Source organism: Chryseobacterium sp. Tr-659 (assembly GCF_011752975.1).
Classification (GTDB): Bacteria; Bacteroidota; Bacteroidia; order Flavobacteriales; family Weeksellaceae; genus Chryseobacterium.
In genome coordinates this window covers 622,658-647,558 of record NZ_VWWP01000002.1, presented here as the reverse complement: position 1 = coordinate 647,558, position 24,901 = coordinate 622,658, and the positions used below count along the sequence as shown (strand labels likewise).

Below are 24,901 nucleotides of genomic sequence, written 5' to 3'. Positions count from 1 at the left end.
TTATAAATGATATGTTATGAGCTGGATTCTGAGCATTCTCCTGTTTATTTTATTTTGGGTAACCCATATTTTGAAATAAATACCTGTATTTAACTCAAGAATTTTATAAACATGAAGACTACATTCAGCTAAACTATTGCTGAATGAAATGGTTTTACAAAAGAATAGATACGATATAGGAAGAATAACCTTGTGCACTCGGCATTAAACCTCAAGTATCCGCTCTTACATCATCATGAATACATTTTACAACGAAACATGAACACAATAACAAAACAACCCAGCCTCCAGCAAAGAGATAAAGCAGTCAACTGGCATCCTTATACCCAGATGAAAACTGCGGATGACACAATACCTGTTGTAAAAGGAAAAGGAATTTACCTTTATGACCACGAAGGGAATAAATATATGGACGTTGTTTCTTCATGGTGGGTTACATTACACGGGCATTCTCATCCTCATATTGCCCAGCGGGTTTTTGAACAGCTCAACACATTGGAGCAGGTAATTTTCGCCGGATTTACCCATGAACCTGCGGTACAGCTTTCAGAGAACTTATTACAACTTCTTCCTAAAAACCAGGGAAAAGTTTTTTATTCTGATAATGGCTCCACAGCGGTAGAAGTAGCCTTAAAAATGTGTATTCAATATGCATATAACCAGGACAAAAGGAAAACCAAGATTCTTGCCTTTAAAAATGCTTATCACGGGGATACTTTTGGAGCGATGTCTGTAAGTGGAAAGAGTTTCTGGACAAAACCTTTTGAAAGCATGCTTTTCGAAGTTGTTTTCATTGATACTCCCAATGCTGAAAATATTGAAAGCTTACAATCACAAATTAGAGATCTTGCCGACGAAGTAGCATGTTTTATCTACGAACCTCTGGTTCAGGGAGCTGCCGGAATGCTAATGTATAAGGCAGAAAATCTCGATGAACTGATGAAATTCTGCAGAGAGCAGGGAGTTCTTATGATTCAGGATGAAGTTTTTACCGGATTTGGAAGAACAGGGAAGCTTTTTGCAGCAGACCATCTTACAGAACAGCCTGATATTATGTGTTTTTCCAAAGGATTAACAGGAGGAACCATGCCTATGGGAATTACAACCTGTTCTAATGAGATTTATAATGCTTTCCTTTCTGATGATCGTCATAAAACGTTATTTCACGGACACTCTTTTACGGCAAATCCTTTGGCTTGTGCTGCTGCTTTAGCCAGCATGGAATTATTACTCACCAAAGACACTCAAATGAATATCAACCGAATCACTCATCAACATTCTGAGTTTGCAAAAGCATTGGCTTTTCATCCTTATGTAGAAAAAGTTCGCCAGGTCGGGACAATTTTAGCTTTTGATTTTAAAACCGGGCATGGCACTTCTTATTTTAATGAAATAGGAAAAAAGCTTTACAATGAATTTTTACAACGGGGAATTATTATGCGGCCATTGGGAAATGTAATTTATCTGGTACCTCCGTATTGTATTTCATCCGAAGAACTGGACTTTGTATATCAGAATATCATAGAAGTTCTGGATCAGTTCAGAGATTGATTTTCTTTATACAACAGATCAGGTACAAACAATATTATACCCAATTAATAAAGCCTTATAGATTTCTTGGATTTATGAGGTTTTATTATACCGTTTTCCCACGTAAGTTTTAAATTAAATCTTTATTTATCAATATTTTTTTGATAAAATATAAAATGATTTTCTTTAAAAAGTGTTTAATATGTAAAAAAATAATAACCATAAGAGTAAGCCATTTTATATCAGTTCACAAAAAATTAAAATAATCACCCAATAATTAAAATTTTTTTTGTGCTTTTTCGCAATAGAGCAGAATGACGAATGGAATTATGGATTATTTCAGATGATAATTATTGTGTATGTTGTTGATTTGTAAATGAATAAGCCTTCAAATTAATGAAGGCTTATCTTGAAGAATTAAAAAAAGTAGAAAAATATGTGAATAAAAAATACCTTTCCATTTTATAAGAAAGATCTTTTTTTTAATCCTAATGCTATTTTTTTACGGACTTAAATGTTTTTACAGATTGGTTCTTATATCGTACTGTAATAAAATAACTGCCCGGCTGCAAACCTGAAAGGTTAATTTCTTTTTGCGGGTTGCTGATATTTTTCACCGTCTTTCCTGAAACATCAGAAACCAGAACAGAACTCACATGATCAATATCTGAAATGTGAACATAATCAGTAAAAGGATTGGGATATATCTTGGCATCATCCTTTATTTTAATGGCTTCTGAAGTAGTCAATACAGGAGCAGCATCTACTACAAAGGTATCTGCAAGAAGTGCCAATTGATTAGTATCAGTTGCATGAATCGCTACATAGACAGTCTGCCCGTTGTAAGCAGAAAGGTTAAAAGTTTTTTGAGTCCAGGTAACTGGTGCTTTTTCTGTTGATTGAAGTACTGTTGTAAAAGCAGGTTTTGTTTGATCAGTTGTGGAGAGTAAGATTTCATAATTTTCCAGAGCAGTTCCAAGAGCAGATCTTATATAAAAAGAGACTCTGTCGCTTACTCCGGAAGTTACGCTAATGGCTTTTGTAATCAGATAATCATCATGAGCCGTTGTGCCTCGTGCGATTCCAAATAAATTTGTTCCTGATTGGCTAAATGTAGCATTAGTAGTACCTGTCCATCCGTTAGGATCTCCGTTATTGATTATTGCCCATCCGGCAGGCAAAGCTGTCGAGGCATCAAAGTTTTCCGTCCATTGCCCAAAGCCCATAACAGGCAGTAGTAAAGCAAAAAATAGTTGTTTTTTCATCATAAATAATTTTAATAATTAGTTTGCTATTCTTCATTGTCTTTCTATGATCAAAAAATAAGGATAGCTTAATCTGTTGAAAGGTTCAACAAAGAGAGAAGAAATTGATTCTTTAATTGATTTTGTATTTTTTGTTTTTAAAACATTATATCATGTTTTAATCAGAATAAAATAATAACAGTACTGGCCAGTTTAAGTCCTTCAGACCCACACTGTTAACTTTTAAAGTTTTTTATTTCTGTTCTTCAAACGATCTAAAAATAATGATCCCCAGAGCAGTATTTTCTTGTAGTAAAAACCTTCTGCAATAAGCAGCAGAAGGTCGACCAAAACTAGTACAAAAAAAGATTCAAAATAATTTTGTACCTTATAGAAAGATAAGTATTTAAGCCTTTTTATTGTTTGCAAAATGGTAAATATTTGTGTATTGTTTTAATCTACATACGCTACATACGCTTCATTAACTGCACCGTTATTTGCTTTTGTTTTTTTAAAGAAGTTGTAGTCTATCCAAAAATATCCATTTACACCCCATCCTGTACCCCAGGAATTCTGAACTTTAAATGCCTGCTTGTTATCATCATAGCCTATTACAGTAACAGCATGACCTCCACGGACAGTTCCGCCATGAGACTTCCAAATCCAATCACCAAGTCCCAAAAGGCCTCCCATATTGTCAAAGTTGCTATCAACTGTCACGGCAATTATTACAGGAAGGTCCATACTTATAAGATTCTTCACACCATTAAGATCTGTGTTATTTACTACCCCCCAGTTCGTGAACTTATAGTTCTTAGCTAGAGCAGTCTGAAGAAAACTTGGTTGTGTAGTACATCCGGCGTCAGTATAAGGCATTTCATCCCAACTGCAAACACCTTGACTCTTAATTAAATTAAGTGCAGAAGAAATATAAGAACCCTGGCAATCATTACTTAATTTTATTTGATTAAAAACATATTCCGGACTTCTTTTTGCATCCGGAAAAGCCACCCCATTAAAATTATGCTGAAGTGAACTTGCTGCAGCATATGCCGTAGCCCAGGCAACACATGACCCTTCACCCCCTTGGTCACCGATAGGTGCGCCTGCAATAGAATAATTAGCTGGAAGAGCCTTTTGTGCATTTTCAGAGTTCCTGTTCTTGAACTTAAGACTTAAAGCGTTAACATCTGCTTTTTGAAAAGATGCATAAGTGGCTTCATCCACAAACTTAGCTCCTAAAGAATGGTACTTTTGAGAAGTAGATTCTGGTTTTTCCATGTCCATATCGTCATTAGACTTACATGCTGAAAGAAATAGTACCCCCAGTACCAGAGTAGTTAATTTTAGTTTCATATTTTTATTTTTTATGATTACGTTCCGAAGGTATTTTTTATTTTTTTTCTAAGCAATGTGAAATAAATTACTTTAATATATAAAATATAAAAAACATTCAATATCAGGTGGTTATGTTGTTTTTTATTAATGTTTTTTCACATAAATAATCCTATTAATTAATAATTATTAATACTGTTCTGAGGTATTTTATTAAAAGATTTTTTTCGATTTGATAAGATTTATAAGAAAACGCAGCCTGTACATTTAAAAATCTAATTTTTAAGTGAATGATTAAGGTTTCTTTAGCAATTGTCCAGTAAAAAATACTGATTAATACCTTTGTCAGAGACAAAACTCTTCAAATGATCCATGGAATATCAAATGCAATTTTTTTTCACTCTTCCCCTGTTATCTGCTGCCAGAATAGAAGATAGAGGGGAACTTTGTGTTATTTTTCTCACAATCAAATTATTTTCCGTTTCATTGATCAACCCAAAAAAAGCATTAAATAGAATAAAAAAAAGGATAGAGCAGTAGTTCTATCCTTTTTCATTTTATACATAAGTATTACATTTAATCTTCGACATATTTATTTCTTGCAGCCTTCATTCCGAAATAAAACATCAGTAATACGGCAGTGCTTAAAAAATAAAATGAACTGTTCCAGGAAATATCCCAATCATGGAGTTTCCCGAATAACGGAGGTCCGAATGCAGCGATAAGATATCCTACAGATTGTGCCATTCCTGAGATTTTAACTGCATTGATGCTGCTTTTGGTTCTTGCAGAAAAGAAGAGAATAGACAAACTGAAAGATAAACCGTTGGCAATTCCTATGATGATTGCATTTACATAGATCCATTCGGATTTCATAAAGACGAACATCATCGTACTTATAAACATCATCACACATACAAAAAGAATCATCAGTCTCTGATCTTTCATTTTACTGGCAATAATCGGACAGCAGAATGTAACAGGAATCATGGTGATCTGAATAACAAAGAATACCCATCCGGAACTTTCGGCCTGCATATGAAAATCTGCAAGGAAGGAAGGTAACCAGGCTACCAGACAATAATAGAATAGGGACTGTAATCCCATAAAAATACTGATATTCCATGCCTGGGCTGATTTAAACATATTAAAATCAGAGGTGCTCAACGCTGTTTTTGGCTGATCAGAATTCTTTTTATTGAATATAAATTCCAAGGCCAGAACCAGAAATCCCAACGCTGCAATTACCAGCCATATTCCCAGAGAACCACGCCAGCCAAAGCCTGTCCATTCCCCAATTTTCACACTGAAGCCTGAAGCCAAAGCCGCCGTAAGATTCATAGATACAGCGAAAATACCGGTCATCAGCCCGATCTGTTTCGGGAAATTATTTTTAACATATCCCGGAGTTACCACATTTCCGATACATATTCCTAATCCCATCAATACAGAACCTAAAAATAAGAGCCAGAGAGATCCCGTAATGCGAAGAAATAATCCGAAACTTAAGATAATTAATGAATACATCAGCAGCTTACTGATTCCAAATTTGTTGGAAAACCGGCTCACCAGAACAGAACAGACGGCAAACATAAACAGTGGAATAGAGGTTAGCAGACTCACCTGAAAATTATCCAGCTTCAATACATCTCTGATCTCTCCAAGTACCGGTGCTACCGCAACAATGGGCGAACGGAGATTACTTGAAATCAAAATAACAACCAGAACATTGATGATCAGCAAAACATACGAGGCTTTCTTTTTTACTTCATTCTTCATCATAATAAAAACTTTTGCACAAAATTAGTGTAGTAATTTTGTTTAATTTTGCCAAAGTTTTAACCTGAAACGACATGGATCCTAATAATATTATAATAGATGAACTGAATAAACCCTATTTTGTATGGTTTGAAGAAAACTGGGTTCACGACAATGTATTGCACCATCACAGAAAAGGCCAACTCGTTTATGTAGAAAGCGGTTTTCAGTACATCACAATTGAAGAGAGAATTTATCTGCTTCCCCAAAATCACGCCGTATGGATTCCCCCGAATGCTGTTCATAAGACCAATTCACATTCTGAAAAAATCAAACTGATGATCATGTTTGCAGATGTTGATATAAAGACACCGTTTTATCATCAGGTGCATATTTTTTCAGTTCCTCCTGTTTTAAAGGAAATGATCAAATACTCAGAAAGGTGGTCTAAACAGATGGTGGCTGATCACAGTGAAAACCTCTTTTTGGAAGCACTTTTCAATGAGCTTCCCCGTTTTGTAGAACATTCATTAGTGCTCCATATCTGTCTTCCAAAAGATAAGCGTCTTGTCAGTGTTATTGAATACCTTCATAATCATTACCACAACGATATAGCCATGGAAGACCTGAGTGAGGCTGCATTATTATCTTCCCGTACCCTTGAACGTATTTTTAAAAAAGAAACCGGACTTACACTGACTAAGTACCAGCAAATGCTTCGAATCATTAAAAGTCTGGAGTTTTTGAGCTCAGGACAGCTTACCATATCGGAAACAGCATATAAAGTGGGGTATAAGAGTATACAGGCCTATACCAGAAGCTTTCAATCGATGATGCAGTTTCGTCCCACTGATTTTATAAAAACGATCAAATAATCATTTTTGAAGATTGATTAAAACTGATAAGGCTGCTGGTTTTATCTGATAATAAATGAAAATAGAAAAGTAGACTTAATTTGTTATAAAAACAGAGTATTAGCCTATATAAAGCCATTAGGGAGTTTGTTCTGAAGAATATTTCACTTTTTAAGTATTTTTTCAAATAAATAGTAAATTTTCAATTATGCTATCAACGAAAATAAAAAGGTCCCCAAGAATGGAGACCTTAAAAAAACACAAATGATGAAAAAAAATTATTTCGATTCACAAATATAAATAAAAATCACGTTATACAAAACATCATAAGAGCTTTTTTTTTAAATATTATTTATTTCAAGTAAAAATAATTATTTACTAAATGATTATTGTTTTCTTTAAGATTATGGGATCATTTCCAAAGAAATATAATTCTTCAAAATATAATTCGCTATTTAATGACTTATAAATGGGGTTTTACTTACAATTTAGAAATTTAAGTCCAACAATTATGGTATAAAAAAGTCTTAGATGACTTAAAAACCAAACAATAATTTAACTAAATGTGACTATACTCACAAAATAATAAGAGTTATTTTCATTATTTTGTTTAAAACATATTATATGAAGCCCAAAAAAATCAAAGGAGTTCCCTCACAAAAATCCGGAGGTTTTCACGATACCGAAAGCAGAAAACTATTTAAGCAGGATCAGGTTTCGCTTAAATTTGAAATACTAAAAAAAAGACTCTTCTCTATCAACCAATGGAAAAGCTTTGGCGGAGAGTCTTTTGCAGACTTTAAACTTTATGATTCCAACGCTGATCCGGTACAGCGGGAACCTCAAAAGGGTGATTTTATCAGAATCAACATTCCCGGTCCGGGAGAAACGGAAGCCAGTGGATATGATTGGGTAGAGATTACAGATATCTGCTATTATCAGGACAGCTTTACAGAAAGTGTATTAATGACATGCAGACCGTCCCCGGATCCTGGAAATAAAAAAAGCCGTCATATCGCACATTTTTACAGTTCCAAGGCGAGTTCTACATTTTTAATATTCAGAAGCCCCACACATTTAAGGGCGGGTGTGTACGGAAGAAATGAATCGCCAAACTTCAATGCAAAACTTATAGATATTATCAGAAATATTACTGTTGCTGCCGGAGGAATGATGGGAACCGCCAAAATCCAATGGAAACAGCTTACTGATGGTTTTCTGGATTTTGATTAATTCCGGAGATCTTTAGATTCATAAACATTTATTTAAATCATTTTTTAAACAGCATAAATTCTTAAAAAATTAATACAGCAGTATTTTCAGCAAGAATTTAAGCCTTATATTTGCATCAATGTTAAAATGGTTCTCCATATTATGTTCAATGATGTATGTGCTGGCTACCACCAATGCGGGGGAAGTACTGAAAGTGCCTATGTTTGTTGAACATTATATGGAATATCATGGCAGCCTTTCAGAGTTTGTGATGGAACATTATGATAACCACAAACAGGATTCGGATTGGGATACAGATCAAAAGCTGCCGTTTATCAATCCCCCGATTGTATTGACTCTGCATGCACAGCTCCCGGAACTTGCATTTGAAATAAAAAAGCCTAAAGAAATCACTGTTGCCAAGAAAAACAGTATCTATAAAGAAAAGGATTTCTCCAATTACTATCTTTCCCAAATTTTCCAGCCTCCCCGGCTTTCATGATTGATTTTATATTGAAAATTAATGCTTTAAAAAATTAAAGCAGTCGTTTTTTTTGTATCAACTAATCCTCTGTGTGGTATAGAGCGGTTATTATGTCTGCAAAAGATCAGGAACAATAGATAAGCATTGTAATGAATATTTTGTGGCTTACCTTATTAACCGTTTTTACGCAATACTTCGGATTACTAATTAACCATTTTTTCCATGTTAAATAAAATTATTGAGTTTTCTGTAAAGAATAAACTCATCATTGCTCTGTTTACAGTGGGGCTTATCTTTTTGGGTGTCTATGAAACCACTCAACTTCCTATTGACGCCCAGCCGGATATTACCAATAATCAGGTTCAGATCATTACCACAGCACCATCTTACGGAGCGGCTGATATAGAACGTCTTGTTACATTTCCTATAGAACAGGCTGTCAGTAACATCAGTGGGGTTACCGAGCTGCGTAGCTTTTCACGTTTCGGGCTTTCTTTAGTTACAGTAGTTTTTGATGATAAAACAGATGTATACTGGGCTCGTCAACAGGTACAGGAGCGTCTACAACTTGTACAGGATAATATTCCGCAAGGAATCGGGAAACCCGAACTGGGGCCTATTTCCACGGGATTAGGTGAAATTTTCCAGTATGTGGTAAGGGCTAAAAAAGGATATGAAAATATCTATGATGAAACGGAACTTAGAACCATTCAGGATTGGGTAGTACGAAGACAGCTTTTGGGAACTAAAGGAGTTGCCGATGTAAGCAGTTTCGGAGGAAAACTTAAGCAATACGAAATTGCGATCAATCCCAATAAACTTCAGGCATTTAATATCAATATCAATGATGTTTTCACTGCTTTGGAAAAAAATAACCAAAATACCGGAGGAGCATACATTGAGAAAAAAGAAACCGTTCTTTTTATCCGTAGCGAAGGGCTTTTAGGAAGTACTGAAGATATTGGAAACATACAGGCAGCGGAAACTAAAGAAGGGATTCCGGTTCTTATTAAAGATGTGGCTTCGATAAAGATTGGATATGCTACAAGATACGGAGCAATGACCTACAATAATACAGGAGAGGTATCCGGAGCTATTGTTCTGATGTTGAAAGGGGAGAATGCCAATGTGGTGATTGGAAATATAAAACAGAGACTTGAAAAAATCCAGGAATCATTACCGGAAGGAGTGGTTATTGAGCCTTTTCTTGATCGTGCTAAAATGGTGAACAATACCATCAGTACGGTAAAAACGAATCTGATGGAAGGGGCTTTAATCGTTGTTTTTATTCTTGTTTTGTTTTTAGGAAATTTCAGAGCTGGATTGCTGGTAGCTTCGGTAATTCCTTTAGCGATGCTGTTTGCTATCATTATGATGAACATCTTCGGTGTAGGCGGAAACCTGATGAGTCTCGGAGCGCTTGATTTTGGTCTTATTGTAGATGGGGCCGTCATTATTGTTGAAGCGGTTCTGCACCAATTGGCCCACAAAAAGCATTTCGGAAAAGACAATACACTCAGCAAAAAAGAAATGGATGAACAAGTTTCAAGTTCCGCAGCTAAAATGGTAAACAGTGCGGTTTTCGGACAAATCATTATCTTGATTGTTTATCTTCCCATCTTTACTCTTCAGGGCATTGAAGGTAAAATGTTTAAGCCTATGGCCCAGACTGTTGCTTTTGCATTGGTTGGTGCATTTATTCTTTCGCTAACATATATACCCATGATGAGTTCTCTGGTATTAAGCAGAAAAAAGAAAGAAAAAGAAAATATTTCAGACAAAGTAATGGGTAAAGTGGAAGCTGTGCATCAGAAACTACTGATAAAAGCCCTTAAATTTAGAAAAACAATCATTGTAAGTGTATTAGTTTTGTTTGCAGGTGCTGTCATAATCCTTTCTAAAATGGGAGGTGAATTTATTCCATCATTGGAAGAAGGAGATTTTGCTGTTGAAATGCGGATCTTACAGGGAAGCAACATCAATGAGACCAAAAAAATAACCACACAGGCTGCCGGTATTCTTCTGAATCAGTTTCCAGAGATTGAAAAAGTGGTTACAAAGATCGGAAGTGCTGAAATTCCTACTGAACCAATGCCAATGGATGCAGGGGATATGATCATTGTTTTAAAGCCTAAGAAAGAATGGACATCCGCCACTTCTTTCTCTGAACTTTCCCAAAAAATGAGCAAAGCTTTAAAAGTAATTCCAGGGCTGACAACAGGGTTTCAGTTCCCCGTACAAATGCGCTTCAACGAACTAATGACAGGAGCAAGGCAGGATGTTGTCTGCAAGATTTATGGTGAGAACCTGGACAGCCTTGCCCTTTATGCTAAAAAACTGGGGAGCATCATCAACACCGTAAAAGGAGCGCAGGATCTTTATCTGGAGCCGGTTGTAGGAGCACCTCAGGTAGTTATTGATTACAACCGGGCAGCGCTTTCCCGCTACAATATTTCTGTGGCAGAGATCAACAGAGTAATCAATATGGCTTTTGCCGGACAAACTGCGGGTGCATTATACGAAGGTGAAAAGAGATTTGATATTGTAGTCCGAATGGATAATGAATATAAAAAAGATATTACAAGTATTCAAAATTTACTGGTTCCTACGCCTTCCGGTGAACAAATTCCTCTATCTCAGCTTGCTGGCGTGGAGCTTAAAAACAGCCCGAACCAGATTCAGAGGGAAGATACTAAAAGGAGAATTGTGGTAGGTTTCAATGTGAGAGGAAGAGATGTTCAGAGTATTGTGGAAGAACTTCAGAAAAAAACAAACAGAGAACTGAAATTGTCCTCAGGGTATACGATTTCTTATGGCGGTGCCTTTGAAAATCTAAATGAAGCCAAAGCTAGGCTGGGAATAGCAGTTCCTGTTTCGTTAGTAATGATCTTTCTGTTACTATTCTTTGCCTTTGGTTCTGTAAAACACAGTCTTTTAATCTATACAGCAATTCCATTATCAGCCATTGGCGGAGTGTATTTCCTGGCGTTAAGAGGAATGCCTTTCAGCATCAGTGCCGGGGTTGGATTCATTGCTTTATTTGGAGTTGCCGTACTTAATGGAATTGTTTTGATATCAGAGTTTAACCAACTGAAGAAGAAAGGAATAGCTAATACTAATAGAATTGTGCTTTTGGGTACAAAAATCAGGCTTCGTCCAGTTTTAATGACTGCTTTTGTTGCTTCATTAGGATTTTTACCGATGGCATTAAGCAACGGAGCCGGGGCAGAGGTGCAAAGGCCTTTGGCTACGGTAGTGATTGGCGGTCTGATGCTCGCAACTCTTTTAACGCTGTTTGTACTTCCTATCCTTTACGTCTTATTCGAACATATTAATAAAAATAAAATGAAATTCTCTAAAAAGGTAAATTATAAAAAAATATCTGTTTTCCTGCTGCTGATCTCTTTCGGAAACTTTCAGGCACAGGAAAATATCACCTATGAGCAGGCTTTAGAAAAAGCATTTCAGCAGAACGGAACACTCAGGAATTCCAAACTGATATCAGAGTATCAGGAAAAGCTAAAAGCCAGTTATCTTGATCTTCCCCAACTGGAAATTACAAGTGGTTTCGGACAAATCCAGGGTGAGGAAACGGATAATTCTTTTGGGATTTCTCAAAGGTTCAGTTTCCCCACGGTTTATTCTAAAAGAAAACAAATGCTGGATGCGGAATGGACGGCAAGTGTTATTCATCAAAACCTGACAAAAGCACAGCTTGCCAGAGAAGTAAGTGATGTTTTTTATAGGATATTAATCTTTCAGGAAAAGAAAAAAGTATTGGAATATGTCAGTAATTTGTATGATAAATTTGCTGAGAAGGCTGAGTTAAGATTAAAAAAAGGAGAAGCCAATATTCTTGAAGAATCCACTGCTGAAATCCAGAAAGAACAGATAAAAGTACAGCTGAATATACTGGAGAACGACTTGTATATAGCAAAACTTCAATTACAGCTACTGCTTCAGTCTGATAAACAATATCAGCCGGCGGCAGATCGGCCCACAATGAATATTGATTTTCAGATCTCAGAAGATCAGGTAAAACAGCATCCTGAACTTCAGTATTTACAGCAACAGATCAAAGTGGGAGAGGCTGAAGTACAGTTTGAAAAGAGCAAACTTCTTCCTGAACTTTTGATTGGCTATACTAATCAGAGTATGAAGAACATTAATAATAATCGGTTTAATTCGGTTCAGGTGGGTGTTGGAATTCCTTTATTTACAAAAGGGCAGCGGGCATTGGCAAAGGCTGCACAAGTAAAAATTGCTATCTCGGAAAATCAATACCAAAGAAAGGAGATTGAGCTTAAGAACAGGTTGGGGCAACAATTAAACAGTTATATGAATCAGCAAAGAATCATTGATAATTACGAAAAGAAGCAGCTTCCAAAATCCGAAATCATTTTAAAAACTGCACAGAAGCAAATGGAGGCAGGAGAAATTGATTATCTCAACTGGGTGATAGTAGTGAATCAGGCGGTAAAAACAAAAGCTGATTATATTGATCAACTGGAAAGACTTAACCAGATTGGAACGGAGCTTAATTTCTTAATTTCAAAATAACAACATCATGAAATTCAACACTATATCTATATACGGCCTTTCTTTACTTCTTATCTTATCGTCTTGTTCAGGAAAAAAAGAGGAAGATAAAACGGTTTATGAAAACACTAAATTCGCTAAAAATAATCAAAGCTCGGTTCATCTTACAGATCAACAAATTCAATCTGTGGGAGTTACCGTTACGAATATCCAGAACAGAAATATGCAAAAGCTGGTACGTCTGAACGGGAAGGCTGAAATTGCACCATCCCATATCAGCTCAATTTCAAGTATTATGGGAGGACATATCAAATCCATTCATGTGATCAGCGGAAGTCATTTCAGGAAAGGGCAAGTGCTTGCCGTAGTGGAAGATCCTCAATTTATCCAGCTTCAGCAGGACTATTTGGTTACAAAAGCACAGCTGGAAGCTGCAAGACTGAATTTTAACCGTCAGAAAGATCTTAACACAAGCAAGGCAAGCAGTGACAAAACTATGCAGGCCGCCCAGGCAGAGTATGCCACATTGAATGCCACTTTAAGAGGGCTTGAAGAAAAGCTGAGAATCATCGGGATTAGTGCTAAAGGATTAAGCATAGGAAATATTAAAAGTAAAATCAATATTTATGCTCCGTTTTCCGGTTTTGTAAGCAGGATTTTTGTGAATAATGGGCAGTACATCAATCCGGCAGATACATTGTTTGAACTTATCAATCCGGCTGGATTACTTCTTGAATTAAAGGTTTTTGAAAATGATGTGAATGATATAAAAACGGGACAGGAAATTGTAGTTTATAATAACCAGAACCCGGATATGAAAACGAATGCCCAAATTGTAAGTGTAGTTCCGAGTATTGAAAACGGAGGTTCCGCTACTGTTTTGGCCAGATTATCTTCTGCAAATTCAGAATTTGTAAAAGGAATGTACGTTAATGCCGAAGTAAAAATCCACAGCCGTTATACACAAGGACTTCCTAATGAAGCCATAGTTTCTTTTGAAAATAAGAATTACATCTTTGAGGATCTTGGAAAGTCAAACTATAAGATGATTCCTGTGGTTACCGGAATCTCAGACAACCAGTTTACAGAAGTTTTAAAAAGTGATTTTTTAAAGAATAAGAAGATCGTTCAGAAAGGCGCTTACAGCTTGTTAATGATGCTTAAAAATAAAGCGAATTAATACTCACTCCGTTTTCTGTGGAGATTATCAAAGTTCCATCTTAAAATAAGTCAATTGCTGTCAATTTATTTTAGGATGGAACATTAATATTACAGAAGTATCTGTTACTTTTTGTTTAGAAGTTCCAGCGTATGTTCTACATGTCCGCCGCCTTTCCATTCATCATGGCCTGGAATAATGAGGGCAGCCTGTGAATATTTGGCTTTAAGTTTTTCCATTGTCTGTGGCCATTGTGCTACATTAGCTTCTCCTGTATAACCCAGGTCCGTTGCTGCTCGGCTTTTTACAAGGCATCCGCCGTCCAGTACTTTATATTTTGGGAACCATACCACTACATTATCTACGGTATGTCCTTCACCCAGAAAATCTACGGTAAATTCTTCTCCGCCTATACGATAAAGCTTTCCTGTTTTAATAAGTTCAGTAGAGGTTGCCTTTCCTTCTTTTTTTAGGAGCTCGTTGGTTTTGGCGGTGGCATAGGTTTTAATTCCTTTGTTATTATAAAAACTGAGATCTCCGGCTCTGTCGTCATGAGAATGAGTGGCAAAAAGGGCTATAACAGGAAGATTGTGACGTTTTTTGATAGTATCCAGAAGACTTTGATACTGTTCTTTCTGCCACGGAACATCAAATAGAACAACTCCTTTTTTAGTAATAAGGTATACCGCATTGGCAGAATATTCTTTCCCTCCGAATACTCCGAAGGATTTATAGATATAGAGGTTGGGCTTAATCTGAGGTTCAATCACAAAATCTTTCACCTGAGCATTAGCAAACGGACTCAACAGCATAGAAACAATAAAAAACGGAATGCTTTTCTTCATAATTTTATGGGATAAATAAATTAAAAATTTTGTATTTGTCGGAAAGACAAAACGTTTGAGGAAAGTTCTGCAAACCTAATAAAATTAAAATACGAAACATTTTATGAAAGCGAGTTTAACCGTTTTTTAACAGTCATTTATATTCATAAGGATAAAATAAAAAATTAATTATCGCAACATTGTTGCGATAATTAATTTTTTACTACATTTGATTTTTATTAATAACCATTTTTCAAAGTTTAATAGATCTTAATAAAAAACCTTAATGTATATGAAATTCAGATTGATGCTGTCGGTATTTGTTATCTTTATTATTTCGATGGTCAATGCTCAGGATGCAGAAGTAGCAGGTAAAGTACTTTTTGAAAATGGAAGCATTCCGGATGCAGAAGTAATACTCAAAGATACTTCAATAAAGACAATGATTAGTAAAAATGGTGATTATTCAATCAAGAATATTACTCCCGGAAATTACAGGCTTTTAGTGAAAGCTAGAGGATATGAAGATGCTGAGCAGGGAATTGCTGTTGAGAAAAAGAAGACAATAATTCCTGATATTCTTCTCATTCGAAATAATAATAAAATTGATGAAATAGCAATAACAGGTGTTTCAAAAGAGACTTTAATTAAAGAAAGCCCTGTGGCTATCCTTAGTATTTCATCCAAACAGATTGAAAAAGCTGTAGCTACAAACATCATCAGTTCATTGATAAAATCCGCTCCTGGGTTAAGTGTTGTAGAAACGGGGCCGAATATCTCAAAACCTTTTATCAGAGGATTAGGCTATAACCGGGTTTTAACTCTTTATGATGGTATTCGTCAGGAAGGCCAGCAATGGGGAGATGAGCATGGTATAGAAGTCGCTCCATATATTGTTGAGCATGCAGAAGTGATAAAAGGTCCAGCCAGCCTGATGTACGGATCTGATGCCTTGGCCGGAGTGGTGAGTCTTTTTCCTTACTTGCCTTCTCAGAATGACGGAGTTGTACATGGAAAAATAACGGGAGAATATCAGGGAAACAATAACCTTATAGGAAACGGGATGCAGCTGGGGTACAAAAAAGATTCTTTTATAGCCTCATTAAATGCTTCTTACAGAATGGCAAAAAACTACAGAAATGCTGCAGATGGCAGGGTGTATAATACCAATTTTGAAGAAAAAAACTTTTCTTTCCTTTTAGGGCGCAAAACAAAGACAAGTTTTTCAAAAATCAATTTTACATTATATGACAATCTGCAGGGAATACCTGATGGAAGCCGTGATCCTAATACTGGAAAATTTACCTATCAGATAGGAGAAGGTGAGGATGACGACACGGAAAAAAGGCCTGTTGTTTCACAGAAAGATCTTAATTCATATACCCTTTCTCCTTTGCATCAGAGAATTCAGCATTATAGGCTGTATGCGCAGCACAGTCAGCAGATCGGGAAAGGAGATCTGGATGTTCAATTGGCTTTGCAGCAAAATATTCGTAGAGAATATAATCACCCGACTGTTCCCTCACAACCGGGAATGTATGTACGGCTTAATACTTTAAATTATGGCATACGCTATAATTTTCCGAAGTTTTCACCCATAGAACTTTCTGCAGGAGTCAATGGAATGATTCAAAATAATAAAAATAAATCAGCGACAGATTTTCCTATTCCCGATTATGATTTGAGTGAAGGCGGCTTTTATACTTATATTAAGTGGAAATATAAAAGATTCAACATCAGTGGAGGAGCCCGTTATGATATCCGAAATATCCGTTGGGATAATTTTTATATACAGACCAATCCGGCAACACAATTTGAAGAGCATGCTGCCCAGGAATCATCTCATACCAGACTTGGATTTGCCTCATATAACAAAACATTCGGAGGTCTGTCAGCCAGTATCGGATCTGCTTTTCAGCTCACAAAACAGATCAGTTTAAAAGCTAATATCGGGAGAAGTTACAGGGCCCCTAATATTACAGAGATTGGTGCGAACGGTCTTGATCCCGGTGCTCATATTATTTATAAAGGTAACAGGGATTTTAATCCTGAGTTCTCTTTACAGGAAGATCTTGGGATCAGTACACGCTTCAAAGATTTCTCAGCGGATGTAAGCTGGTTCAACAATAATATTCAGAATTATATTTATCTGTCATTGCTTGTAGACTCACAGGGAAATCCTCTTGTAGATGCACAAGGAAATAAAACCTATCAATACCAGCAGGCTTCTGCACAACTATATGGAATGGAAGCGTGGTTATCATTGCATCCTGAAAAATGGAAAGGATTCAATTTTGAAACCAGTTTATCTGTTATTTATGGATTCAACCGTGATAAAAAATTTAAAAATAAAGGGGTTCAGGGAGAATATCTTCCTTTAATTTCTCCATTAAAATTATCGGGAAACCTGTCTCAGAAAATAAACATGAGATCAAAACTAATTTCATCAGTAACTCCCACAGCAGAAGTAGAGTTTTCAGCGGCGCAAAACAGGTATTTGGGATTGGACAATACAGAAACCTTCACACCGGATTACACATTGTTCAATATTGGGGCATCAGTGGAGCTTCACTATTCCGAAAATCATTCTGCTATGTTACAGCTTCAGGTTAATAATGTATTTGACCGGGCTTATCAGTCTCATCTCAGCCGGCTAAAGTACCTGGGGAATATATATAATATGGGACGAAATATTTCCTTAAAACTTATTGTCCCTTTTTAACAAGTAAAAACGGTGACGGCAAAAGATCCGGTCACCGTTTTATATAATGTCTTTGCAATAGTTTATTTTTTTACCAGTATTTTCTCTGTCGCTTTTTTGCTTAAAATTTCTGCTTTACCTTCAATTTCTATCGTCATCGATTTATCAAAACTTTCAATTTTTACTATTTTCACTTTAGTATCAAGAAGAAGTTTTCTGTCATTTAAGTAGGTTAGAAAAGAATCATCAGAAAGTGTTACTGAAGCAAAAACAACGGTTTCACCAATCTCGCAGCTGCTTAGTTTCTGCAAGTCCTGTGCAATTATATTTCCGTCTTTATCCGGAATAGGCTCTCCATGGGGGTCAAATTTAGGATGATCCAGAATTTCATCCATTTTATCAAAGAAAATCTGAGAATGTACATGTTCCAGCTGTTCTGCAATCTCATGAACATTTTCCCAACCGAAATTCATTTTTTTTACCAAAAACATTTCGGTGAGCCGGTGTTTACGAACTACTAATGCAGCTTCACGTTTTCCACTTTCTGTAACGATCAGAGGTTTGTAGGTCTCATAAATAACCCACTTTTTCTCTGCGAATTTCTTCATCATATTATTAACGCTCGGCATTTTTACATTTAAAAATTTACTAAGCTCGTTAATTGTAACCTTTCCTTCATTGTCAACCAAATGAAACAAAGCTTTCAGGTAATTTTCTTCTGTTAGGGTTGTTTTCAAAATGTTAGATGATTTTCAATACAAATCTAACAAAATAAAACCAAAAATTGGCTCTTGTTATTTTAACTTTTTTTAATTTTACTCTATGAAATTTTCATTCAAAAACGACTATTCTGAGGGATGCCACCCGAATATCTTACAAGCACTTTTACAGTATAATCTTAACCAGCAGGCAGGTTACGGAGAAGATGAATATTCTTTGAAAGCAAAAGAGCTGATTAAAGAAAAGATAAAAAAAGAAGATGCACAGGTTTATTTTGTTTCCGGCGGAACACAAGCCAACTTAATTGTTATTTCTTCCATTTTAAAACCTTATCAATGTGCAATCTCAGCTTCACCCGGCCATATTCTGAATAATGAGACAGGTGCTATTGAAGCAACGGGGCACAAAATATTAAGTATTGATACGGAAGACGGCAAGCTGACACCGTCACACATCATTCCGGTATTAGAAAGCCATGGAAATATACCGCATCAGGTAATGCCGAAACTTGTTTATATTTCGAATTCTACGGAGTTAGGAACTATTTATCAGGCTAAAGAGCTGGAAGAACTTTCAGCATTTTGCAGACAGCATAATTTATTCCTATTTATGGATGGAGCAAGACTTGGACACGGGCTTACATCCGAAATCAGCGATCTTACCCTGGAAAAAGTGGCTGCACTTACTGATGTTTTCTATTTGGGAGGAACCAAGAACGGAGCATTGATAGGAGAAGCTATTGTGATAAATAATCCTGTAATTCAGGAAGATTTCGGTTTTAATATCAAACAGAAAGGAGCCTTGCTTGCTAAAGGCAGACTTTTGGGAATTCAGTTTTTGGAATTAATGAAGGATGATCTGTATTTTGATCTTGCCAGACATGCCAATCAACAGGCTATGAAAATTAAGCAGGCTTTGCAGGAAAAGGGAGTCTCATTTCTTTCGGATACCTATACCAATCAGATTTTTCCGATTATAGATAATGATCTGATTGAAGTCTTATCTGAAAATTTTGAATTTTATGTCTGGAAAAAAATCGATGAAAAGTCTTCGGCTGTTCGTCTTATTACTTCATGGTGTACAGATGATGAGGCTGTAAACAAGTTTATTGAAATTATTGAGAGAGAATTACCATAAAAAAACAGCCTTGAACAGGCTGTTTTTTATATAGAGTTAATTATTTTAAAGCTTTGCTGACCACTTTACAATCTGCTGTATTGAGCTTTTGCCCGTCTTTATAGCTGATCTTTTTATCGTTCGCATACTTAGACTGTCCGTCTTCTTCTTTATGATCTCCGATTCCTTCTGTCAGCATATTATCTTTTTGAAGGAAGTAAATATCTCTTTTGCTTTTTTTACCTTCAGAAGTGAATTCATAGGTAAGTTTCAGCGTATCTCCGGATTTATAACCGGCCACATCACCTTTTGAGCTGTCTTTTTCATTGTTTTTGTAAGATAATTTTCCGGTGATTGTTCCTAAATTATCATCAATAGAGGCAAAAACACTGTCTTTTCCTGTTGTACCGATATAGCAGAAAGATTTTGGCCCGAGGGTATCTACTACAGGTTCAGCAATAGCAATAGTGTCAGCTGCAACTTTCGGAGCGGGAGTTTCAGTTTTTTTATTACAATTAATTAAAAAAGCTGATACAGTGCTCAGTAAGATTAATTTTTTCATATCCTTAATTGTTAAAATCAAATTTCGATTCTGCTAAAATAATAATAGTATTTGTATATTAAAAATAGGATATAAGGAGATATTCATTTTATGATGAAAAATTAATATTTCAAAAGTGAGATTTTAAGGAAAAATAGTAATTGAAATATTATTTAATTGATCTTTATTTTTCTGTTACAATACTCAACACCTATAACCTTGTAATCTTGATCTCTGGTTATCAATTTTTGTGTGAGATCCATTATGATAGAATAGTGGTCAGTGTCTTTATATTGTGTCAATCTGATATCTTTTATGTCAAAATCTCCCTGTAAATGATAGAATAATTTACTGTAATGATCTAAAGTTAAGACGTTTAAGTCAAATCCATAAAAATTGGTACTATATGAATAAAGAAATTTCTTGTCTTGTGAAATGATAGGCTTACTTTCAAAAGAATAAAATAAACTGTCCTTTTCATTATACATTAGGTAACCGCTTATTTCAAACCCGGAGTACTTAAAAAAATAGAAGTTATCTACAACAGAACTGAGTTTAAATTTTCCTAAAGTGGTATACCGGTCTTCGGGAATTTGATCTCTTTGATTTTCGTCACAAAAAAAATATTCGTTATACTTTTTTGTCGTTATTTTTAAGCACTTGCCATCATATACTTCCGGAAATTTATTTTGAAATAACTTAAGATTATCCTGATTACTTTCTTCTATATTGATTACTTCAGCTATTTTTTCAGAGAAATTATCAAACAATTTTTCCGTAAAAGAAATATTGAAGTTTCCATAAGAATCTATATTTTGCTTTAAGTCAGTACATTTTTGTGTATAGAACACTGTAGAGAGGAGTGTAGATATAAAAACGAATATTTTTTTCATACCCAAAATGGTTACAATTAAATTTTGAATCCCAAAAATAGCAATACTATCCATATAGTAAAGAAAATGTTGATAAATAAGAACAATTTTAATGCTTTTAAACAAGATCAATGGTTTTAGGCACGGAAAATGATTGACCATGTAAAATTTATTCTAATGAAAAATATGACAAAAGTACTAGGATTGGGGTTATTTATGCTTGGGCTGTACTGTCTAAAAGCGCAGGCCATTCAGAATTATATTTATACATCTTCAGGGGATCTTAAAACAATAGAAAAGATGATCACGCGTAAAGATATTGGAGGGGTACAGATTGTCTATAATTGGAGAGCTTTGGAAACGTCAAAAGATGTGTATGATTTTTCTGTTATTGAGAAAGATCTGGGTTATTTGAATTCACTGCATAAAAAATTATTTATTCAACTTCAGGATAGGTTTTTTGAGACACAGGCAAGATATATTCCTGATTATGTGTTGAATGATAAAGAATATACGGGAGGGTTGGTTCCTCAATATGACAATCCCGGGGAGAACAAACCCGTAGGAAGCGGATGGGTTACCCAGCAATGGAACTCTGCTGTTCGGGAGCGGTTTCAAAAGCTTATAGGAGAGCTGGCAAAGAAGTTTGATGGAAAGATTCAAGGGATTAATCTTCCAGAGACTTCCATTGATATAGATATGAAAAAAGACAAAACAGGTTTTAACTGTGAGCGTTATTTTCAGGCTGAACTGGAAAACCTGAAGTTTACGAGAAATGCTTTTCATGAATCCAATGTATTGCAGTATGTCAATTTTTTTCCATGTGAGTGGGATAATGATCATCAATACATGTCAAGGCTGTTTGATTTTGCTTATAAAAATAATGTAGGATTGGGAGGACCGGATATTGTACCGAATAAAAAAGGACAAATGAAAAATTCCTATCCTTTTTTTAATCGGTACAAAGGACAGCTTTCTCTTGTGGCCATGGCAGTTCAGGAGCCAACACTTACTTATACAAACCCGAAAACGAAAAAACCTTTTACCAAAGAAGAGTTTGTAGAATATGCTGAAAACTATCTAGGCGTACAAATTATCTTTTGGAGTGTGGAATCTCCCTGGTTGAGAGATTCCTAATGTATTTTGAGAAAGATCTTAGTTCATTTTTCGGATTACACTTTCAAACTTCCTCTAAATCCTCTTGCTGCATAATAAGAATCTGCACCGTTGTGATACGTGAATACAGTATTGTAGCGTCTGTCACAAAAGAGTGCTCCTCCAAGTTCTCTGATTTTGGAAGGCGTCTGAATCCAGCTTGATGTCTTTTGGTCAAACTTTCCAACCTCCTGAAGCTTGCGATATTGTTCTTCTGTGAGAAGTTCGATGCCCATTTCAGAGGCTGTATCAATAGTATTGCTTTCCGGTTTGTTAGCCTTCCTTGCATTCCAGGCCTGATAATCATAGCATAAACTTCTGCGCTTTGGACTTTCCGGGGAGCAGTCGAAAAAGATATATTCGTCTGTCTTTTTATTATAGTCTACTACATCGGGTTCGCCTTCGGTGGTTTCCATTTGATGTAAAGACCATAGTTTTTCTGGTGCTGCTTCAAGTTTTGCCTGAATTTTTTCCCATTTCACATCTTTATGGCGTGGCATATTTCTTTCAAAACGGGCTTTTAGTATTTTTAAAAGTTCATTGATTTGTTCCTGGGTCAGTTTCTTTTTCATATCAAATTTTGTTTTTACTATGATTAAATTGTGGGTTTGTATTGTTGGATAATCGCAAAGGCGCAAAACCTTTCATAGTGTAAATACTCTCAAGGCACAAAGATTTTATCTGCGATAAAATTTCCGGCTTTTTATCAATCAATAATCATAATCTTTCTGTCTGCAGGTCTAAAATACCAAGAAATAATGACTAAAACAAACAATAAGACTGCTGGAAAAGTCCTTGCCATAGTATCTTCTACAATAAGGTGTGAGATCACAGCTCCTGACATGACAAAGAAAAATCCTGCATAAGCCCATTCTTTTAATAATAAATGTTTCGGGATCAGTATAGCAATGACACCCAGAAGTTTCCATACTCCAATAATGGTCATCAGGTAAGCCGGATAACCGAGATTGGTAAAGTTGGCAAGCTCATCTTTATTTCGCATAAGCTGCACAATGGCTGTAGAAACCATTCCCAATGACATCCATAGGGTGAAGATCCAATAAATAATCTTTGTTCTTTTTTGTGATTGATGTTGTGTGTTCATGATCTGTTTTTTGAGGTTAATCATTTAATCCTTTTCCTTCCATAATTTGTGGAATCTGCTTTTCAATACGAGATTCCCTGGTCTTGGATTGTTTAGCTGACGAAAAGTAGAGTAGGTAGGCTCTCTGTCTTCCCGGAGTTAAAGCTTCAAATGCTTCTTTCAATTTGGGATCCTGATCCAGTTTATTTTGAAATTCTTCAGGCATTTCGAATTCTTTGGTTTTCTTCATTTTTACTTTTGCTCCGGATTCTTCAATTTCAACCGCTTCAAACATATAAGAGCGGAGAACTTTTTCCAAATCATTGATCTGTTCTACATCTGTAAAACGGATTTGTCTTGCGGCCTGTACATTTTCAGACTGCTGTATTAAAATATGATCCGGATCTTTCATTAATGCTCCTTTAAAGAAGAGTAAAGCACAATATTCTTTAAAGCCGTGAATCAGGAAAATATTTTTCCCTTCATAAGTATAACAAGGGCATCCCCATTTCAAGTCTTCCTGAAGCTCTGTACTAAGGGCGATAGTTCTTAATTTTTCAAATTCTTTGTGCCATTGCCGGGCTTTATCAAAGAAAAAATCAACTTTTGGATTCATGTGTTTGGGGTTTTGTGGGTTGAGAGCGTTTAAGGTTCAAGGTTTGATGTTTAAAGATTAAAGTTCAAGGTTGTCGTCTTTTTACTGATAATTGAATTGACGATTTATTTTGTGAAACAAAATTAACTATTGAACTGGCCTTACTTAAACATTTCCTGCAGACGATTATGAGCCATATTAATTCCTTGTGCAAAAGGCATTTTCAGATGCTGATCTCTGAAGTCTACGGATTTATAAATCGTTTGAATGGTAATTTTACTGGTAGTATCTGTCAGTTTTCCAAATTCTAAGAACTCAATCTGAACAGGAAAGGGTGTGTTTTCCATCTGAAAGGTTCGTATAATTTTCTCGTTATGAATAATTTCGTGAATGGTTCCATTAGCACTGAAAACTACATCCCCTTGGGGATTAGAGGTTTCGAAACGATAACTTCCGTGTTGCTTATTTTCAAATTTGGTGACCTTTGTCCCCATCCATTGTTCGAAAAGTTCAGCTTCTGTATACGCTTTAAAGAGCAGTTCTACCGGAAGGTCAAATTCTCTGATGATGAAGATTTCCTGTTTTCCATCTTCTGCGTGAATTTTTGTTTTTAATTCCATGATTTTAGGTTTGAGGGTGTTAGAGTGGGAGAGTGTTTATGATTCAAGGTTCAATGTTTAAGGTTGCCGTTCTTTCACTGATAATTGACGATTCACTTACTAAGCAAAATTGACTATTGACATCGACAAACTACACTTTTACATTATTGCCTCTCATCTTTATCTATTTATTTTTCAAATTCTGATACGCTTTCATCACATCTTCCAGTTTGTTGAATTTCTCGTCCCACATTTTACGGAAAGGTTCTATAAAATCGGCTATTTCTTTCATTTTATTGGGATTGAGGTGATAGATTATTTCGCGGCCATTTTGTTCAGATTTCAGAAGTTCACATTCTGTAAGGATCTGGAGATGTTTTGAAACAGTAGGCCTCGCCGTATCAAAATTAGAAGCAATGGCTCCCGCTGTCATCGACTGTGCTGCCACCAACATTAATATAGATCTTCTGGTAGGATCTGCTATTGCCTGAAAAACATCTCTTCTTAAATTCATTGTGTAGTTATTTGACTACAAATATATGTGTAGTTATTTAGCTACGCAAATTTTTTGAGAGAAAT

Annotated in this window: 21 protein-coding genes; 9 read left to right on the top strand and 12 right to left on the bottom strand. The window is 35.7% G+C overall.

Annotated elements, in window-relative coordinates; all coding sequences use genetic code 11:
* Positions 1-258 precede the first annotated feature (258 nt).
* Entirely contained in the window at positions 259-1,551 is a 1,293-nt protein-coding gene (gene bioA, locus F3J23_RS07100) for an adenosylmethionine--8-amino-7-oxononanoate transaminase (protein WP_167026232.1), read from the top strand.
* Positions 1,552-2,024: 473 nt separating this feature from the next.
* Here bioA and F3J23_RS07095 read toward each other — a convergent pair whose 3' ends face one another.
* From F3J23_RS07095 to F3J23_RS07085, 3 genes are all read right to left on the bottom strand, one after another.
* Positions 2,025-2,795 carry a T9SS-dependent choice-of-anchor J family protein gene (locus tag F3J23_RS07095; RefSeq protein ID WP_167026229.1) on the bottom strand — a complete coding sequence of 257 codons (771 nt, stop codon included), beginning with the start codon at positions 2,793-2,795 and terminating at the stop codon, positions 2,025-2,027.
* 432 nt (positions 2,796-3,227) lie between these two features.
* Positions 3,228-4,130: a C1 family peptidase gene (locus F3J23_RS07090; RefSeq protein WP_167026226.1), complete on the bottom strand. Its 903-nt coding sequence runs from the start codon at positions 4,128-4,130 to the stop codon at positions 3,228-3,230.
* A gap of 555 nt (positions 4,131-4,685) precedes the next feature.
* Positions 4,686-5,891, bottom strand: a complete 1,206-nt coding sequence (locus F3J23_RS07085; protein ID WP_228455282.1) for a CynX/NimT family MFS transporter — start codon at positions 5,889-5,891, stop codon at positions 4,686-4,688.
* A 71-nt stretch (positions 5,892-5,962) separates the two neighbouring features.
* Here F3J23_RS07085 and F3J23_RS07080 point away from each other — a divergent pair, with 71 nt between their 5' ends.
* The 5 genes from F3J23_RS07080 to F3J23_RS07060 all read left to right on the top strand — a co-directional run bounded on the left by F3J23_RS07080 (position 5,963) and on the right by F3J23_RS07060 (position 14,136).
* Positions 5,963-6,742: a helix-turn-helix domain-containing protein gene (locus F3J23_RS07080; protein ID WP_167026223.1), complete on the top strand. Its 780-nt coding sequence runs from the start codon at positions 5,963-5,965 to the stop codon at positions 6,740-6,742.
* 603 nt (positions 6,743-7,345) lie between these two features.
* Entirely contained in the window at positions 7,346-7,954 is a 609-nt protein-coding gene (locus F3J23_RS07075) for a hypothetical protein (protein WP_167026220.1), read from the top strand.
* Positions 7,955-8,072: 118 nt separating this feature from the next.
* Positions 8,073-8,435, top strand: a complete 363-nt coding sequence (locus F3J23_RS07070; protein ID WP_167026217.1) for a hypothetical protein — start codon at positions 8,073-8,075, stop codon at positions 8,433-8,435.
* A gap of 204 nt (positions 8,436-8,639) precedes the next feature.
* Entirely contained in the window at positions 8,640-12,977 is a 4,338-nt protein-coding gene (locus F3J23_RS07065) for a CusA/CzcA family heavy metal efflux RND transporter (RefSeq protein WP_167026214.1), read from the top strand.
* Positions 12,978-12,984: 7 nt separating this feature from the next.
* Positions 12,985-14,136 carry an efflux RND transporter periplasmic adaptor subunit gene (locus F3J23_RS07060; RefSeq protein ID WP_167026211.1) on the top strand — a complete coding sequence of 384 codons (1,152 nt, stop codon included), beginning with the start codon at positions 12,985-12,987 and terminating at the stop codon, positions 14,134-14,136.
* A gap of 104 nt (positions 14,137-14,240) precedes the next feature.
* Here F3J23_RS07060 and blaIND read toward each other — a convergent pair whose 3' ends face one another.
* On the bottom strand, positions 14,241-14,960 hold the full coding sequence (blaIND, locus tag F3J23_RS07055) for an IND family subclass B1 metallo-beta-lactamase (RefSeq protein ID WP_167026207.1): 720 nt from the start codon (positions 14,958-14,960) through the stop codon (positions 14,241-14,243).
* Positions 14,961-15,231: 271 nt separating this feature from the next.
* On the opposite strand from blaIND, the gene F3J23_RS07050 reads away from it, so the two are divergent.
* The gene (locus F3J23_RS07050) at positions 15,232-17,661 is read left to right on the top strand and encodes a TonB-dependent receptor (RefSeq protein WP_167026204.1); all 2,430 of its coding nucleotides are present in this window, start codon (positions 15,232-15,234) and stop codon (positions 17,659-17,661) included.
* 62 nt (positions 17,662-17,723) lie between these two features.
* Here F3J23_RS07050 and F3J23_RS07045 read toward each other — a convergent pair whose 3' ends face one another.
* Positions 17,724-18,377: a metal-dependent transcriptional regulator gene (locus tag F3J23_RS07045; protein WP_167026201.1), complete on the bottom strand. Its 654-nt coding sequence runs from the start codon at positions 18,375-18,377 to the stop codon at positions 17,724-17,726.
* An 85-nt stretch (positions 18,378-18,462) separates the two neighbouring features.
* Here F3J23_RS07045 and F3J23_RS07040 point away from each other — a divergent pair, with 85 nt between their 5' ends.
* Positions 18,463-19,497, top strand: a complete 1,035-nt coding sequence (locus tag F3J23_RS07040; protein ID WP_167026197.1) for a threonine aldolase family protein — start codon at positions 18,463-18,465, stop codon at positions 19,495-19,497.
* A 40-nt stretch (positions 19,498-19,537) separates the two neighbouring features.
* Here F3J23_RS07040 and F3J23_RS07035 read toward each other — a convergent pair whose 3' ends face one another.
* Together F3J23_RS07035 and F3J23_RS07030 are read right to left on the bottom strand one after the other, a co-directional pair.
* Positions 19,538-20,038, bottom strand: coding sequence for a hypothetical protein (locus tag F3J23_RS07035; protein ID WP_167026194.1), 501 nt, complete (start codon positions 20,036-20,038; stop codon positions 19,538-19,540).
* A gap of 152 nt (positions 20,039-20,190) precedes the next feature.
* Positions 20,191-20,964, bottom strand: a complete 774-nt coding sequence (locus tag F3J23_RS07030; RefSeq protein ID WP_167026191.1) for a hypothetical protein — start codon at positions 20,962-20,964, stop codon at positions 20,191-20,193.
* A gap of 111 nt (positions 20,965-21,075) precedes the next feature.
* Here F3J23_RS07030 and F3J23_RS07025 point away from each other — a divergent pair, with 111 nt between their 5' ends.
* Positions 21,076-22,026, top strand: a complete 951-nt coding sequence (locus F3J23_RS07025; protein WP_167026188.1) for a hypothetical protein — start codon at positions 21,076-21,078, stop codon at positions 22,024-22,026.
* A gap of 35 nt (positions 22,027-22,061) precedes the next feature.
* Here F3J23_RS07025 and F3J23_RS07020 read toward each other — a convergent pair whose 3' ends face one another.
* The 5 genes from F3J23_RS07020 to F3J23_RS07000 form a co-directional block, all read right to left on the bottom strand.
* Positions 22,062-22,616 carry a DUF4256 domain-containing protein gene (locus F3J23_RS07020; protein ID WP_167026186.1) on the bottom strand — a complete coding sequence of 185 codons (555 nt, stop codon included), beginning with the start codon at positions 22,614-22,616 and terminating at the stop codon, positions 22,062-22,064.
* A gap of 134 nt (positions 22,617-22,750) precedes the next feature.
* The gene (locus tag F3J23_RS07015; RefSeq protein WP_167026183.1) at positions 22,751-23,149 is read right to left on the bottom strand and encodes a DoxX family protein; all 399 of its coding nucleotides are present in this window, start codon (positions 23,147-23,149) and stop codon (positions 22,751-22,753) included.
* A 16-nt stretch (positions 23,150-23,165) separates the two neighbouring features.
* Positions 23,166-23,744 (bottom strand): YdeI/OmpD-associated family protein, encoded by a 579-nt coding sequence (locus tag F3J23_RS07010; RefSeq protein WP_167026180.1) that lies wholly within the window; start codon positions 23,742-23,744, stop codon positions 23,166-23,168.
* A 140-nt stretch (positions 23,745-23,884) separates the two neighbouring features.
* A complete protein-coding gene (locus F3J23_RS07005) occupies positions 23,885-24,343 on the bottom strand; it encodes an SRPBCC domain-containing protein (protein WP_167026177.1) in 459 nt (152 codons plus the stop codon).
* Positions 24,344-24,506: 163 nt separating this feature from the next.
* On the bottom strand, positions 24,507-24,836 hold the full coding sequence (locus F3J23_RS07000; RefSeq protein WP_167026174.1) for an ArsR/SmtB family transcription factor: 330 nt from the start codon (positions 24,834-24,836) through the stop codon (positions 24,507-24,509).
* Positions 24,837-24,901: the final 65 nt, after the last annotated feature.